Source organism: Nostoc sp. KVJ3 (assembly GCF_026127265.1).
In the GTDB taxonomy this organism is placed as follows: Bacteria; Cyanobacteriota; Cyanobacteriia; order Cyanobacteriales; family Nostocaceae; genus Nostoc.
Map to the genome: position 1 here is coordinate 2,234,727 of NZ_WWFG01000001.1, position 16,331 is coordinate 2,251,057.

Here is a 16,331-nt window from a genome sequence, read left to right on the forward strand (position 1 = left end):
TGGGCATTGGGAATGGGAAATTGGTTAATTCATCTTCCCCTGCTCCCCACTCCGCTACCAACCAAGGGCCCCAATCTTTTGACAAACAATTTTCATTCCTTTACCTGGGGAAGAATTTGCGACAAAAGGTATTTCTTCTTTCTCTTTATCTTCTTGAAGTAGCTCTCCTTCTGAGCCGTAAATGGCAATGTGATTCAGAAAAAGCCGCGATTCTGCACATGATGCATCAAAGGTAGTCTCAAAGATGCCATCTTTGTACATTCCATAAAGCTTATATGTCGTGCCTTTAATGCTTTCCGTGTCCAGAGCGATGCTGTTGCCTAATTTATCATGCCCCACAGTAATATATCTTTGTGCATCTTGGGCGATCGCTGAAAGTGTTGGCGCAACGATCGCACTACCACTACTCAATAAAATAGCGATCGCTCCCACCATCCCGCCGATTTTAAAATACATCCGCTTTCAAAATATAAGATTTCATATATTTTTACTCGCAATCAACGCTGTTCTGGGATGGTATAAGCACTGAAATCAAAATATGTCAAGTTTTTATACTACTTCGTAATACCTTATGGGAAGCGTAAGGCGCTATTGCATTATTCCATCTTTTGGGTTTGGCAGTGGTGCGATCGCATCTGTGTTCAAATGGGAACCATAAGAAAATAAGCTATACATCACACTAGATTGGTTTCCCATGTCTGACGAACAAGAGCGTAATTCCGCTTTTAACGCTGCTGCCAACATTAACGTTCAACACACCCAATTACAGGATTTATCCTTAAGTGCAGCCCGTAGATTATATAAAGGTGGGATTCGACCTGGTGATCCGATCAGAACCAGAGTGCAAGCCCAAGAAATGTTAGATAAAATCCCTCCATCTCAAAGAGCAGGGATTGATGGCAAATCGGCTGATGTTAATACCCAAAAATACCTATCAGATAAGCACGCCAGTCATATCAAACCGCATAGCAAAGGCGGCTCAAATGATCCCAAAAATATCAAGTGGGAAAACGCCAAAGATAATTTAGCCCGTGGCGATAAACCCATGACTTCCCAGGAGCAAATGAGACTAGATGCTAAATGGCATTTTGATAATCTAACAGGTGCAGTTAAAGCAGGTGTTAAAGCCGCGCCTCTGGGAGCAGCCATTGGTGTAGCGACGACAGCACCATTTTCGTTACTAACCAACGCGCTGCGCGTAGTTCGGGGTGAAATTTCTGCACAAGAAGCCGCTATAGAAACATTGAAAGATACCGTAAAAGGCGGCACAGTTGGGGGTGTGACAGCGTTTGTAACCACAACAGTAGCAGCAGCTTGTCCACCAATTGCGATCGCTTTAACCGCAGCAGCACCAGTTTTAGCTGTTGTTGGAACTGCGGGTATGGTTTACGAGTTTTTCAAAATCCTCGATGACCATAAACAGGCGGTGAAAATCTATTATGAATCTTTAACTCAGCAAGAATTAGAAAGATTACAAGCAATTGAAAATGAACTGATTTATGAACACCAGAAAAATCTAGAGTTTTTGGTTGAAGCAGAAGCAATTAATCAAGAAATTACAAATCGTCCAATTGCACCGGGGATAGAAGGAGCTATGCAACGCTTACGTGAATCAGTAGCTATTGCTAAATCTCTAGGATTAACATCAGCAGATAGTAAATTGCTTGCTAGTTCTCAACTGCCTCATATTCTCACAGAACAATAGGAATTAAATTTTAGAGGATTACATAGTTTTTATGCTTCCTTTTATTTTCGGCGCTCTTGGATTAGCTGTTGGAGCAGTTGTTGGTGCTTTTACTACTTATGCTGTTGGGGAAAGTGATAGACAAGCTGCCAAACATCATAGGACTGTTGCAAATGAACTAGCTGATAAATATACAAACTTGGAGCAAAAATACTATGAACTAGCTGATGAAAGTAAAAAACAGATTCTTAGTTTAACTCACCAGCACGCTTTAGATGAAGTTGAAAAAGATTGTTTGCGTTTAGCAGTTAGATTACAGCATAGTCTGATTTCTCTGATGTGGGATATTGATAAAGAGCCAACAGAAGATGCTTTGAAGGCATTTGTCAACGGAGTAGAACTTACAAATAATGTTCTCTGCAAAATAAATGAAGAGTTAATTTGTGTCCCCAGTGACTATTATGCACGTAATTTTATTGCTGCTATTCAACGCAAAATAATTTGGGAGCCAGTAGATGTTTCAAATCAGTCAAATATAAACGAGGAGGGAATTACAATGAAATTAGAAGCTAAAAATATGTCTGAACAAGAATTTCAAGAAACCTATAACAGAATTCGTGATACTGGCGAGCAACTTTTAAAGTACTTGAAAGAACTTCGGGCTGGAAGATTCAAAGAAGGAGATAGTACCCAAGGATTACAGAGCGTTGAAGATAATCTTACCAAAGCTTTAAAAGCCTTAGCAGAACAAAAATATCAGGTTGCTGTGATTGCAGCAATGAAAGCAGGTAAGAGTACCTTTTTGAATGCCATAATTGGTGCAGATGTCTTAGCAAGTGAAGCAGAAGCTTGCACAGTTTGTCGCACAGATATCCGTCCAATTGATGCCGGACAAACACCCAGACTTTTAGAATATCAAGCAGGTAAACGAGAACCTATAGTTTTAATAGAAGGTGAAGCAAGAGAAATTCGGCAAAGATTTTTAGAGCGTACCCATGAGATTCGAGCTAAAAATAATCAAGACAGTACTACACGCTTTGAATTAGAACATCCCATTGAAGCCATTAGTACAATGCCATCACTGGCAGGTTTCACATTAGTTGATACTCCTGGCCCCAATGAGTGGGAGTCTGTCTCGCTTAACACAACTTCCTTAAAGCAGACTGCTTTAGAAGCTCTCCGAACTTGTGATGCTATATTATTCATTCTGGATTACACAGCATTTAGGGACAACACGAACTCAGAATTGCTTCAAGATTTAATTGAGCAGCGTAAGGAATTTTTAGCAGAGAATACAGGTAAGCTTTACTTTGTTCTTAATAAAGTAGATAGAAAAGCAGAGAGAGATAGACCTGTCGCAGATGTTATAGAATCTTTAAGAATAAATTTAGTTGAATTTGGTATACCAGAACCAATAATTTATTCAGTTAGTGGATGGCAAGGATTGTTATCTAAGCTTATTCAACAGGGTAAAGCGACTGATATTCATATTAAAGACTTTGAGGATTTTTTTAGTGCTAGATATGCCGAAAGAGATGAAAGAGGAAGACGTATCATTCCCTTACCAGAAGAAATTGCACCACAAGCTTTAAATGATAGTGGTATTCCGATAATTCAAGAGACAGTAATTCAAACTATTACTCAAAATTCAGGATGGAATTTATTGAGCGATGTTTTAGATGAATTGAACAAAGCAGCCAAAGCTATTGATGAGACATTTATTACAGATATCCGAGGCTGGCAGTTAGAGTTTGACGAACTACTACAAAAAATAGAAGAGTATAAAAAACACTCTGATTTAGCGAAAAATCAGGTGGCAACCGTAAAAAAGTCCGTAGAAGCACAAAAGCAACTATTAATTAGTACGTTCAGCCAAGGGATTAATAAATTTGCGGATACCGCTAAAAAGCGTACAGCAACAGAAATTGAGAGAGTAGCTGAGAATCAATCAAAAAAATCTTTACCTCAGAATAAAAATCAAAATCTTTTCACATACCTCGTAGATAAGATTGGTTCTTTATTTGAGGCTAATTCTAGCTCTGATCCTTATAAAATCAGAGTCAAAAACAGAAAAGATGCTGAACAAATAGGTAAAATAATTAATGAGTACTGTACCCCTATAATTCAAAATTTTTGGCTAGATACTCAAGACAGACTAGTTAGAGATGGAACAAAAATTCGGGAAGACTTAGCTCAAAGAATCCGAAAAGAAATCCAGGCTATATCGGATGATCTATCTGAGTATATTGGAAATGCTTTACAGGTAGAAATAGGTAATAATCCAATTCAGTTTCCTGAGTTTGAATTCTCAGGGATTGATGCTAAGGTTCAACATCAGCAAGAAGCATATAGAAAAAAAGAATCTAAAACTAAGTGCTGTTCTAATGAAACTTACGAAGTTGATGCTAAAATCGATTCTTTCCGCGATGTCTACGACATTGATTTACAAGACACTACATATCTCATCCAGCAGAAAATAGATGCACAAGTGGAGAAAAATCTAGAATTACTCCAGCGAGTTATTCAAAAACAAGTATCGGAAGATTTTCGGAAAGGCGAAAAGCAAATCAATGACTATATCAATAGGTTTCAGTCCGAATTTGATTATTTACTTAAAGAAAGGGCAACAAGGGAACTAGAAGCTTCTGAGGTTATTGCTATTCTCGAAAGTCAAAGAATAAAAATGAGTGAATATCTTAACGAATTAGTGTATGTTCGAGAAATTCTTGATAGTTGGAAACCAAGAAATCGATAAAATCCATTAAAAGCCTAAAGAATCACCTGAAGCCAATGCTGAGTAACAGAAGTACATAGCGTTGGCTTTTGCTTTTGATCGAGTTGCATCAAGAAATGCCAAGCACTCCTCTAGGTCGTCTCCATGCCAAGTACCAGCAAATTTGAGCAAATCTTCACCTGTAGAACCTCGGCGGATCACAGATTGAGAACGATCGCCACGTTGTTTTATTTCAGCGATCTTAGCAGCAAAATCTTCAGGTGGTTGTGCTAGAATCTCATCCTCCAGAGGAGAATCGGGCGGAGTGTGTGCTTGTTTTGCATCAAGAATTTCTACACCAACTAAAACTTCACCCGCACCAATATTTAGTGCTATTTGATCATTTAATCGCAAAGTACAACATTCATGATATCCATCGACCAGACGAATATAAAGTGAGTCAGTTTCTTGGTCATAACTAATTTTCATAGCGTCTTCTCAATTATTTATGATTTTACAGCAGATATAACCGCTACTCCATATTTTCCAAAGATAGTATCGGAAGTAATTATAACCATCTTTTCTAACATCGCTTGTGCTATTAAAAGTCTATCAAAAGGGTCTTTATGATATTCAGGTAACGATGCTGCTTTAACAGCGTGGTATTCTGTTATTGATAAAAAACTAAACTTAGTATCAATAATCGCTTGTATTAAATTTTCCGGCGTTTTAAGCTGCCCTTTTTTTCTTTTTATTTCTATTTCCCAAACACTAACAGCGCTAACAAACACTTTATTTGAAGAATCTGAAATTTGCTGACGAGCTTCAGGTAAAAGACAAGGGTTATCTTCAAGTGACCATATTAAAGCACAGGTGTCAAGCAATAATTCCATTATCCTTCTATACCAAATTCAGAAATAATATCACTTGATGTTTTATAAAAATCTTCTGATATTTCTACTTGCCCTTTCCAAATACCTAAAGGTCTAGGAGATTTTTGAGTAGAAGTAATTTCTTTTATTTCACCACCAATGTTAAAACTGAATACAGGTGAACTAACTACAGTAGATTCATTTCCACATAAGGGTTGAGGAATAGTTTTTTTATCTTTCAAACTATTTAATGGATGTAAAGTTAAAACATTCACATCAGTAATAGAATTAAGAAATTCGATAGAACTATTATACATTCGTTCATTTATATCTTCTTTAAGATTGCCTACATTTTTTGTAAAAATAATAGAATCAAGTTCTTGTTTTAACGATTGTAAGTCTGAAAGAGTTAAAGAAGATAGTATGGATGATATTAAACGTGCCTTATCGCTAATAGACATAATATTATCACGTATAAAATTAACTACAGTTAACAGCTAAAGACGAAATTTTTATTTCACTACTATTTTAATCTATCTGGTTAGACTCTATATCCTGTAAGAGGATGAATGAACAAGTCTAATTTATTACTAGCCCTGGCAACTGGAAGTCGCGGCTATACGAGACTTTACCCACCGATCTGGGTTGAAAAGATTGATTTTTGGTTAGTCCACGGAGGTGGACAATGCTAGTGTAGTAGCGAATTCTATTCGCCCAAAACTTGTTCATTCATCCTCTAAAGCGTGTAGCAATGATTGTTAATCGGCTACTACTTCCTCATTCGCCCCGATGTCCTTAAACCCATATTAAACAACATCAAGCGATCGCCTCATTAGCTAAAAAAGAGCGTTGGCGCTAGCCTTGTCATCAGACATCGCCCTCCACCAAATGCAATGAGGGTAAAGTACCTCCAAATTTACTGCACACTCCGAAACCACTCCGTAATCCCCTGAGCGATCGCATCAGCCATTTTCTTCTGTTCTTCTGGGTTGACTATCTGCTCAAATTCATCGGGATTACTCATAAAACCCAATTCCAGTAACACCGATGGCGCAGCTGTCGGGCGTGTCAGCGCCAGGTTATCCCAAAACACACCATAAGAAGGTTTGCTCAGTTTTTTAACTACATATTTCTGTAAAAACATTGCCAAGTTGTGGGCTTGGGGTTGATACCAAAAGGCGGCGAATCCTTTGATTTTTTCGGCATCGCCATCATCGGGTAAAGAATTGTGATGTATGGAAAGAGCGATCGCAGGTTCTTCTTTACTAATAATTGCCTGACGTTCTACTAGGGAAAGTTCGCGATCGTCTTCCCGCGTCATCACTACCGTTGCACCTGACTTCACCAAATCGTCCCGCAGCAACTTAGATACCACCAAATTCACATCTTTTTCTAAATATCCAGTTGGGCCACTGGCACCAGTTTCTTTACCGCCATGCCCTGGATCGAGTACAATCTTGAAATTAGCTAAAGGCTTGCGTCTTGTGTTCCCGATTTTAGGCGGATGACGCAAAGCCAAAACCAGGGTTGTACCGTCATATCTCAGCTTATATCCCCACTGTTGAGCTTTTTTGAGGTTAAAGGTGTATTTTACTCGTTCTGGAGCTTCCTGTTGCCAATCTAGGCGAGAAATTAGGGGGTCATCATCCAGACGAATAATGTCAGTTTGGGCAGTGGTATTGTAAAGAGTGAGAGCGATCGCTTGCTCACTTTGTTGCACGCTCACAGGTACGGGAACTTGTAAGGGGAAAACTATCTCTGTGGCACCAGGGAGTTGACGGTATCCGACACTGCGAATTATTGTCTGTGGCGGAATTGCATTAGGTAGAATGCGGGTTTCTTTACTATTAATCCAAGCGCCATAGTCTAGGCGTAACCATTCACCTTCTCTACCTGTTACTGTGGCGCGTGTGCCTTTGGGCAGTGGTGTGAGTCGAGAATAATCGGTGCTTGGGCCAGTGCGAGCAACGCCTGACTCTACTGTAACCTCAGAAATTGGCAATTCTGCTCTTGAAAGGATTTGAATTTTACCAGATCCTGTTTGAGCGATGGTTTTGCCATTAAGCGTTAGTTGAAATTGAGGTTTTCCCAGATCGGCAGCTGTTGCCACTGTGGTGCAACCTTGATAATCGCCTACGCTAGACTGGGCATGAGGCTGATTTTGCCCTGTTAAAGCTGCCAAATTACTTGGTAGTTGTGCCTGTTGGGGTTGAGGTGAAAGGGCAATGGTTTGATTAGCCAGGGTTACAGAGACATTGGCGTTAGGGGGTGCGATCGCGCTAAAACAAATTAGTTCTCCCGATAATCTGGCAATGTCAACTGCGGGAGTCAAAGAATCTTTCGCAAAGGCTACCCCCTGTGGTAGTTCCGGGTTAGTGTTCAGCCGAATCACCTTAATCTTAAGTTCTTGATTTTGGCGACGCACAGTAAAAAGATTCTCCCCCAACTGCAAGGGGAAACTAGGGGAAAAATGACCGGCTTTGCTGCGGGTAATTGGCTTACTATTGATCAAAACCTGACCATCTGGTGGTGCAGTTCCCAAAAAAAAGATTTTTTCGGAACTCGTCTGGTAGTTTGTTTCGGGAAAAACGACTATAAGAGATGGCTCTGCCAATGCTATGGAGGATGCGAGAATACAGCTTAATATTACTAATCCTAAAAGTTTTTTCACGACAAAATCACAGAAGATTACACCACAACAACTGTGGCACAATGACGGGATGCATTTTTAGAAGTTATGAGAAATTCAAACTACTATGACTAAGTTTATTTTCGTGACTGGAGGCGTAGTTTCCAGTATTGGTAAGGGCATTGTAGCAGCAAGTCTAGGGCGTTTGCTCAAGTCCCGCGAATATTCGGTGTCAATTCTCAAACTCGACCCTTATATCAATATTGATCCTGGCACGATGAGTCCCTTTCAACACGGGGAAGTATTCGTTACCCAAGATGGGGCGGAGACAGATTTGGACTTGGGGCATTACGAACGCTTCACTGATACCTCGATGTCACGTTTAAATTGTGTGACTACTGGCTCGATTTACCAAGCAGTCATCAATAGAGAGCGGCGTGGAGATTACAATGGCGGTACTGTCCAAGTAATTCCCCATATTACTAATGAAATCAAAGATCGGATTCTGCGAGTTGCTAAAAGTACAAACCCATCTGTAGTAATTACAGAAATTGGCGGGACGGTAGGAGATATTGAATCACTACCGTTTTTGGAAGCAATTCGCCAGTTCCGCAAAGAAGTGGGACGGCAAAATGTCCTGTATATGCACGTAACGTTGGTACCGTGGATTGCTTCTGCGGGTGAGATGAAAACTAAGCCAACACAGCATTCAGTTAAAGAACTGAGATCCATTGGTATTCAACCAGATATTTTAGTTTGTCGGAGCGATCGCCCCTTACCCAAGGGATTAAAGCAAAAATTGTCGGGATTTTGCGATGTGTCTGAAGAATGCGTCATTACTTCCCAAGATGCCAAAAGTATCTATGAAGTACCGCTAAATCTAGAACGGGAAGGAATGGCAGAACAAGTCTTGAAGTTGCTGCAAATGGAGCAACGCAAACCAGATTTGACGCAGTGGCAAACCTTGGTACAACGTTTACATAGTCCCAAACACGAGCTAGAAATTGCCATTGTCGGGAAATATGTGCAGTTAAGTGATGCCTACTTATCTGTAGTGGAAGCACTTAACCATGCTGCAATCTCCACCTATGGCAAACTGCGCTTGCGTTGGGTAAACTCAGAAGATTTGGAAAGTGAACCAGCCGAAAATTACCTTGAGGGTGTCGATGGCATAGTTGTGCCAGGTGGTTTCGGGGTTCGGGGGGTGGATGGCAAAATTGCCGCCATTCAATACGCGCGCGATCGCCAAATTCCCTTTTTGGGTTTATGCCTGGGTATGCAATGTTCTGTAATTGAATGGGCTAGGCACGTAGAGGGATTAACAGATGCTAATAGTGCCGAATTTGACGTTCATACAACTAATCCCGTAATTAATTTATTGCCAGGACAGCAGGAAGTTGTCGATTTAGGGGGTACAATGCGCTTGGGGCTATATCCTTGTCGTGTTCTCCCTGATACTCTAGCTTTCAAGCTTTATCAAGAAGATGTAATTTATGAACGACATCGACATCGCTATGAGTTCAACAATACTTACCGCGATCTGTTATTAAAGTCCGGCTATGTGATTAGTGGTACTTCTCCCGATGGACAGTTAGTTGAAATTGTGGAATTACCCAAGCATCCATTCTTTCTGGCTTGTCAATTTCATCCAGAATTTCAATCGCGTCCTAGCACCCCTCATCCCTTATTTAAAGGGTTTATTCAAGCAGCGATCGCTCTTTCTCTGGCAACATCTGGTACACCAATACCATTGGAGGTTTCTTAACAATTCATAATTCATAATTAATTGCAACATTAACTTAAGATTTTAGTAGATTTGGACATTCAGGGTGCATCATTCGTAAATTTCGGACTTGAGGAGATGTTGTGGCGTACTGGGTGAAAATCCTTTACGAGAGGAGAGAATATGTCGTGAATTTTGAACGTGTCCATGCTTTTTGTTATGAAGTGAATGGCAGGGTTACTTTTTGGCTACCCGATAGTGCCATTCCAATAGTAATTAACCCACAAAGTAACCTAGAAGATTATCAAAAGATTCTCGATTATTTAGAATGTGTGACAAGTTTAGAATTAGATCATGCCCACTGGGTGAAAATACTTTACGAAAAAAATGAATATGTAATTAATCTCAACTGCATTAGTTCCTTTTGTCATGAACCGAACGGTAGGATAACTTTTTGGTTGCCAGATGGCACTATCCCCATCATTATTAACCCTGTAAGTAATCCTGAATCCTATCAAAAAGTTGTGCAATACGTTCACAAGGCAACAGGATATTCTTTGTCTTAAAATATACCATTTGGTTAAAATACTACACTCTACATACAGATTGTAGAGCTTGGCTCAAATCCAGCTACGATCTGAATTCGCAAGACTTGAAGCTTAGAGTAATTTTCCTGCGATCGCAAGCAGTATTATGAAAATAAGAAACATAATATTGATGCACCTATGAAAAATGGACTTACTCAGAAAACAGCACTATTATTTACTTGCTTGTTGCTACTGGTAGCTTGTAATAAAAATAGCAGCAATAGCACCAATTCTATAAGTAATCCTACAACACAAATAGGTACATCTGATGCTATTCCTATTGGTATTGCTTTTGCCGAAACAAGTAATGTCGCATTACTTGGTCAAGAGGGAACCGATGGAGTAAAAATTGCTCAAAAGTACTTTAATGGCAAAGGAGGTGTTAATGGTACACCAATTAAATTAGTTTATCAAGATACTGCTGGTGATGAAGTTGGAGCTATTAATGCTTTTCAAGCTTTAATTAATCAAAGTAAAGTTGTTGGGATTATTGGCCCTACACTTTCACAACAAGCTTTTAGCGCCGATCCTATAGCAGAACGCAATCAAGTTCCAGTAATCGGAGCATCAAATACAGCTAAAGGTATTCCCGAAATCGGTAATTATGTTGCTCGTGTTTCTTCGTCTGTTGCTGTTGTTGCTCCTTATGCCGTCAAAGCCGCACTCAAACAAAATCCTCAAATCAAAAGAGTAGCTGTATTCTATGCCCAAAATGATGCTTTTAATCGGTCAGAAACAGAGATTTTTCAGAACACAGTCAAAGATTTAAAATTAAATTTAGTAACAGTCCAAAAATTTCAAACTACAGATACAGACTTTCAAACCCAAGGCAGTAACGCGATTAATTTAAAACCAGATTTAGCGATTATATCTGGATTAGCTGTAGATGGTGGGAATCTAGTTAAGCAACTACGAGAACTAGGTTACAAAGGAATAATTATTGGTGGGAATGGTTTTAACACATCTCATATCTTTTCTGTATGCAGAGCGCTTTGTGATGGGGTGATTGTTGCTCAAGCCTACAGTACAGAATATCCTAATGAAATTAATAAAGCATTTCATCAAGCATACGTTAAACAATATCATAAAGAGCCATCTCAAGTAAGCGCTCAGTCTTTTGCAGCATTACAAGTATATGTAGAAGCTCTCCAATCTTTGGATAGACAACACAAAATTAATAGCTTTACTATACCACAGTTACGGATAGAATTGAATAAAGAATTACTAAGAAGAAAATATCAAACTCCTCTCGGTGAAATTGCTTTTACACCTGTAGGTGATGTCATACAAAAAGAGTTTTATGTTGCCCAACTCAAGATGGAACCAAATGGTGTTAATGGTAGATTTGCTTATCTAAACATCAAATAGTTATTTGTGGAAAATTAGATCCCCGACAACTTTTACGAAGTCGGGGATCTGGAAACGGCGAATTTTCACATCTAAAAATGCCTGTAACTATCGAATATTTAACTCTTGCAGGTAATTTACTCCCTGAAGATATTCAACCTTAGTGGTTGAGTTTTTAGAGATCAATGAATTTGTGCTTTTTGCATAAGCGACCTTTTGATTATCAGTCAGCAAGCGTTGCTTTTGGGTATACTCATTCAGTTTGATTTTAGCTTGAGCATAAACTAAAGTATCCTTGGGAATATTTCGGAGAAATTTTACAGCGCGATCAAAATCACCAATAGATGCTTTTTTGTAAGCATTCTGTAAAAAGTAAGCTGCTCTGATCTGGCGCTTTCGATCGTATTCAGCTAACTTTTCTTGAACTAAAGCACCCGCACGACTTTCTTGAGGAATTTGCCGCAGATATTGTAATGCAACAGAAAAATCTTTTATCTGGGCACTTTCGTAGGCTTTTGCTAATAAATCTTGCGTCTGGGATTCTATATTAATGTATGTTTGCTGAACCAGTTTATCTGTTTTAGATTGCCAATATTTTATATTGGGAATTTTAGCAACAGCATGAATAACATCCGACCATCTGCTCTCATGAAAAGCTATTTGAGCTATTTGGTATTGGTGTGCAGCTACTTGCCATTGCTCTTGCCATTCTTCAATTGTGGCTTGAGCTTCTGGATAAACATTACTGTGAGAGGGAATTGATTTAACAAGTGCGATCGCTTCTTGCAAATCCCCAGCTTGATATTCTTGTGTGGCTTTAGATAAAGTTTCTGTTTCTGAATATGCAGGGGCAGTATTAATTAAAGAATATACACCAAATCCCATTAATAAAGAATTAGCCGCCAGTCCGACTTTCATTCCTGTAAATAATGGGGATAATTTTCCAGATCCTGGGTTAGGAGAATTATCATCTTCAATGGTTGCTTCTAGGAGAAATTGCTCATCTGCTTCTAATATTTCTGGTGGCCGAGTTTCCCATGTTATTTGTTTGAGGACTCGCAATACCTCACCCGCAGACTGGAAACGGTTTTGGGAATCGTAGCGGATCATTTGGCTGAGAACAGCAGCTAGATAATCGTTAACTGGCGTATTTTCAGAACGCCAAGAAATTTCATTAGTGTAAGGATCAGTTTTTAATTGTAGTGGTTCTAAACCTGTTAAAGCCTGAATTGCAATCATACCCAAAGCATAAATATCACTGTTGGGCTGTGTTTGACCAATAAATTGCTCTGGCGGTATATATCCCAATGAGGTAACGGGAATCCGATAAATAGGCAATTCCGCACATATCCCAAAGTCGATAGACTGGATTGAGCCAAAGTCAATTAAAACTAACTTGCGTAAAGCATCGCTATTACGTCTAATCAAGTTTTCTGGTTTGATGTCACAATGGATCACGCCTTGAGAGTGAACAAATTCTAGAATACCTAAGACATCTATCAGGAAGTCTACAACTTCCCTTTCACTCCACAGACACCCCCACTGTCGATCGATGGGTAATTCCGCAGTCAGTGCATGTCCTTCAATTAGCTCTTGTACTAAATAAAACTGGTTGTTTTCTTCAAAACAGGCGATGAATTCAGGAATTTGTTGATGGCTTCCCAAAAGCTTGAGGGTTTCAGTTTCAGTTAGAAACAGTAACCTCAGCATCTCTAAGTGGCCGGATTCGGAACTGCTAACTTTAATCTGCTTAACAACGCATTTGGGATTCTCTGGATAATCTACGTCTATAGCTATGTATGTTTGTCCAAACACCCCTGCACCTAGGCTTTGGACAATTTGGTAACGCCCTTGTAGTAATTTACCGATTATGTGGTGGGTCATGACCTGGTTACTCAGTAAGTCCTTTTATTTAGTTTTTCTGACATTACCTCCTGTTTCCGGAATGCTTTAGAAATAAATAACCAGAGTTTTGATACCTTAAATAAAAGTTTATTTTTTAAGTATTTTTGCGTAAATAAATATAATTTTTTATTACAATTTGTATTGTTATGAAAAAATTGACCTAGTACCGCAGGGCGGAATTAAAAATTAAAAATTAAAAATTAAAAACGAATACAGCATGAGGGTTTCATTGATTTGGAATGGGTGGTTTATTTCCGCCGCACTCTACTAGATACACCTAACTGTTGAGAATTAATATCCATTTAGCAATTATCAAAGCTAATTTCAGGAAAAATTAGCTAAAATTGCATTATTTAAACCAACAGTATATTCGGCTAGCGATCGCCATGTTTTTACCAAATAATACTTATTCCAGATGATACTATTTTTGCATCTCGACTAATCAAAGGTAAACCCATATACTTTGCTGTTGCAGCAATAATTCTATCAGGCATATCTGGAACAGTATCACGTGATATCGTAGATAATGCATCAACAATTTCAGTTGTTAAATTAACTAAAGCTAATCCACTACTTTCGTTAGCTAATGCAGTATCTAGCAGAAATTTCATATCTGCTGATATCCGTCTTCTTTCCTGCAAGTAAACTATTTCGACTAAACAAATTGTTGGTATGTATATTATAATTTCACCCCTATCGCATTTTTCAAATGCTTTGTTGGCAGGAACACTAAGGTTTGGACTATCCTCTAAGTACTAAATAAGTGCATGAGTATCTGTTACCAAATTAGACATTAAACATCCTCACGCGGGAAGTTTGTCCAAATTTGTTGCCGCATTTGTGCAATGTCTGATTCAGAAACATTACTACCTCGCCACAATCCTCGTAACGACTTTCGCTGTTTCGGCTGAATATTTGTTAATTCGCGTTCAATTTGGGGTGCAATTTTCTCGATTAGGCGAATTTTATCTATCAATGAAAGCTGTTTTATTAACACTAATACTTCTTCAAGAGTTACTGTTTTATTCATTGTTATTTTCTCTGTTCAAAAGTGGATAATAACTATATTATATAAAAAATTAAGCATGATTTTTTGAATTTTCAACCATTAATTTCTTCATCGTGTTCAACTACCTCAGATTTATCTTGTAACGGCTTCACCACCCGCGCGATCGCTTCTTGAATAAAAGCCTTAATAAATTCATCTCTGCGATTAATTTGAAACTGTCGCTGCACAACTTCCGTCATTCCTCCATCACCCCAATCTTGATCGTGACGAAAATATTCAATAAAACTCTTCCCAGCAATTCGCGTTAAATAAGCTGCTGTCACACCTTGAATAGCTCTACCAATAATAAAGGTGGCAACATTGAGTTGCAAAGCTGTAGATAATAATTGAATTGCTCCCTTGACAATACCCAAACTAGCGATCGTTTTTGCTAGAGAAAGGGCTAACTCTCGTCCTCGTTCCATATTCAATTCGCAGCCGTAGACTCTGCCAATTTCCACAACCATTTGAGCATTAACCGCTGCTGTCGCTAATAAATCTACCACTGGTATGGGTGTGACTGATACCACACCAGCACCAATCCACTGAAACCGTTCTACGATTTTGTCAGCTTGGCGGCGACGCTGACTATCGATGAGTTTTCGCGCCTCGTCTCCCAAGCGCAGAGATTGCAAAAGAATATTATCTGCTACCAAATCTTCACCTTCAGCCCGTAAAACAGCAGCTGTGCGCCGCAACAAAGGGACAATATCGGGTTCCGGCTGGAAGGTTTCGCCAGTTTCTAATTTGGCAGATTGGGGATTAGCAGCGATCGCTACCACATCATTAGTAGCAATAAATCCCCGTACCCGTTGACGCAATCTCGCAAGGATAGCTTCTTTATTTTCATCTGTATATAGATCGGTTTTGTTGAGAACTAGGAGCGATCGCTTGCCAATTTCTGCTAACCCCCGCAACGGCTCATATTCTGACCTTCGCAAGTCATTATCAACTACAAATAATAATAAATCTGCTGCTGTTGCCAGTTCTCGCGCCATTTGTTCGCGTTCCGTTCCCGCCACCCCCGCTTCTAAAATTCCTGGGGTATCTGTAATTAAAATCTTGCGTTCTAATCCCTTTAACCGCAGACAATAGGTTTCTCCAACCTGGGTTGTACCCATTGGTGCATCTACTTGACCAACCATGCGTCCCATAATCGCATTTACCAAGGAAGTTTTACCCGCACTTCCCGTACCAAATACCACTACTTGAATTTCACCCCGTGCTAAGTTTGCTTCAATCTCCCGCGATCGACTTAATAAAGCTTGGCGAGTGACTTCATCTTGAATTTGCGCTACCTGTTGGCGCACAGCTTGGAGAGTTGTAGATGCAGCGTCAGATTTAGCAGCCGGAATTTGCGCCGCAGTTACTCGCTTTGGGTTGCGGCGCGATCGCTTTTCTCCAGATTGAATTACCAATACATAATAGACAAAAGCGGCAACTAAGGCTCCGATAAGGACAATTAGTAGCAATAGCAGCAAATTGCCTAGCAATGGCGAATAGGACAATTGCCAATAGAGGCGCGATAGGGAATCAATTAGCCAAAGGGCTAGCCCCAAAATGACTATCAGACCAACAATTAGCGTTACTATGCGCGACAGAGGCATGGTTGGGAAAGATTAGTGGGTATTTAATAGGCAGATGCTTCTAATCTTAATAGTTTCAGTATTTTTTATCTCTTTGACTGACAAAATTTTAAATCTCGCACTGCGTTTCCATCCCACCTCGGAATGAATTCCGAGTCTCATAGCTGAAGTCCACTTAAGTGGACTAAACGATCAGCCCAGAACTGAAGTTCTGGGCGGGATGTCGGGAATTGAAAC

14 protein-coding genes are annotated in these 16,331 nt (G+C 39.5%); 5 read left to right on the plus strand and 9 right to left on the minus strand.

Translation table 11 applies throughout. The features are described from left to right. Nucleotides 1-54 precede the first annotated feature (54 nt). Nucleotides 55-456, minus strand: a complete 402-nt coding sequence (locus GTQ43_RS09030; protein WP_265272288.1) for a hypothetical protein — start codon at nt 454-456, stop codon at nt 55-57. Nucleotides 457-694: 238 nt separating this feature from the next. Here GTQ43_RS09030 and GTQ43_RS09035 point away from each other — a divergent pair, with 238 nt between their 5' ends. Together GTQ43_RS09035 and GTQ43_RS09040 are read left to right on the plus strand one after the other, a co-directional pair. Further along, nucleotides 695-1,705, plus strand: a complete 1,011-nt coding sequence (locus tag GTQ43_RS09035; protein WP_265272289.1) for a hypothetical protein — start codon at nt 695-697, stop codon at nt 1,703-1,705. A gap of 31 nt (nt 1,706-1,736) precedes the next feature. Beyond that, a complete protein-coding gene (locus GTQ43_RS09040) occupies nt 1,737-4,439 on the plus strand; it encodes a dynamin family protein (RefSeq protein WP_265272290.1) in 2,703 nt (900 codons plus the stop codon). Between the two features lie 6 nt (nt 4,440-4,445). Here the strand turns inward: GTQ43_RS09040 and GTQ43_RS09045 are convergent, their stop codons facing one another. The 4 genes from GTQ43_RS09045 to GTQ43_RS09060 all read right to left on the minus strand — a co-directional run bounded on the left by GTQ43_RS09045 (nt 4,446) and on the right by GTQ43_RS09060 (nt 7,940). Then, a complete protein-coding gene (locus GTQ43_RS09045; RefSeq protein WP_265272291.1) occupies nt 4,446-4,886 on the minus strand; it encodes a DUF2283 domain-containing protein in 441 nt (146 codons plus the stop codon). Nucleotides 4,887-4,903: 17 nt separating this feature from the next. Continuing rightward, entirely contained in the window at nt 4,904-5,290 is a 387-nt protein-coding gene (locus GTQ43_RS09050; protein ID WP_265272292.1) for a type II toxin-antitoxin system VapC family toxin, read from the minus strand. Continuing rightward, nucleotides 5,290-5,730 carry a hypothetical protein gene (locus GTQ43_RS09055; protein ID WP_265272293.1) on the minus strand — a complete coding sequence of 147 codons (441 nt, stop codon included), beginning with the start codon at nt 5,728-5,730 and terminating at the stop codon, nt 5,290-5,292. Before GTQ43_RS09055 ends, GTQ43_RS09050 begins: the two co-directional genes overlap by 1 nt. Before the next feature lie 455 nt (nt 5,731-6,185). Further along, the gene (locus GTQ43_RS09060) at nt 6,186-7,940 is read right to left on the minus strand and encodes an N-acetylmuramoyl-L-alanine amidase (protein ID WP_265272294.1); all 1,755 of its coding nucleotides are present in this window, start codon (nt 7,938-7,940) and stop codon (nt 6,186-6,188) included. A gap of 85 nt (nt 7,941-8,025) precedes the next feature. Here GTQ43_RS09060 and GTQ43_RS09065 point away from each other — a divergent pair, with 85 nt between their 5' ends. The 3 genes from GTQ43_RS09065 (at nt 8,026) to GTQ43_RS09075 (ending at nt 11,576) form a co-directional block, all read left to right on the plus strand. Beyond that, on the plus strand, nt 8,026-9,663 hold the full coding sequence (locus tag GTQ43_RS09065; RefSeq protein ID WP_265272295.1) for a CTP synthase: 1,638 nt from the start codon (nt 8,026-8,028) through the stop codon (nt 9,661-9,663). Between the two features lie 101 nt (nt 9,664-9,764). After that, complete coding sequence (locus GTQ43_RS09070; protein ID WP_114084087.1) at nt 9,765-10,187, plus strand: hypothetical protein; 423 nt, start codon at nt 9,765-9,767, stop codon at nt 10,185-10,187. Nucleotides 10,188-10,346: 159 nt separating this feature from the next. After that, the gene (locus tag GTQ43_RS09075; RefSeq protein ID WP_265272296.1) at nt 10,347-11,576 is read left to right on the plus strand and encodes an ABC transporter substrate-binding protein; all 1,230 of its coding nucleotides are present in this window, start codon (nt 10,347-10,349) and stop codon (nt 11,574-11,576) included. An 87-nt stretch (nt 11,577-11,663) separates the two neighbouring features. Here the strand turns inward: GTQ43_RS09075 and GTQ43_RS09080 are convergent, their stop codons facing one another. The 4 genes from GTQ43_RS09080 to GTQ43_RS09095 form a co-directional block, all read right to left on the minus strand. Further along, nucleotides 11,664-13,439: a serine/threonine-protein kinase gene (locus tag GTQ43_RS09080; protein WP_265272297.1), complete on the minus strand. Its 1,776-nt coding sequence runs from the start codon at nt 13,437-13,439 to the stop codon at nt 11,664-11,666. 413 nt (nt 13,440-13,852) lie between these two features. After that, nucleotides 13,853-14,146 carry a type II toxin-antitoxin system VapC family toxin gene (locus GTQ43_RS09085; protein WP_414859113.1) on the minus strand — a complete coding sequence of 98 codons (294 nt, stop codon included), beginning with the start codon at nt 14,144-14,146 and terminating at the stop codon, nt 13,853-13,855. A 107-nt stretch (nt 14,147-14,253) separates the two neighbouring features. After that, nucleotides 14,254-14,490 carry a hypothetical protein gene (locus GTQ43_RS09090; protein WP_265272298.1) on the minus strand — a complete coding sequence of 79 codons (237 nt, stop codon included), beginning with the start codon at nt 14,488-14,490 and terminating at the stop codon, nt 14,254-14,256. 71 nt (nt 14,491-14,561) lie between these two features. After that, nucleotides 14,562-16,115, minus strand: coding sequence for a YcjF family protein (locus tag GTQ43_RS09095; RefSeq protein ID WP_265272299.1), 1,554 nt, complete (start codon nt 16,113-16,115; stop codon nt 14,562-14,564). Nucleotides 16,116-16,331 lie beyond the last annotated feature (216 nt).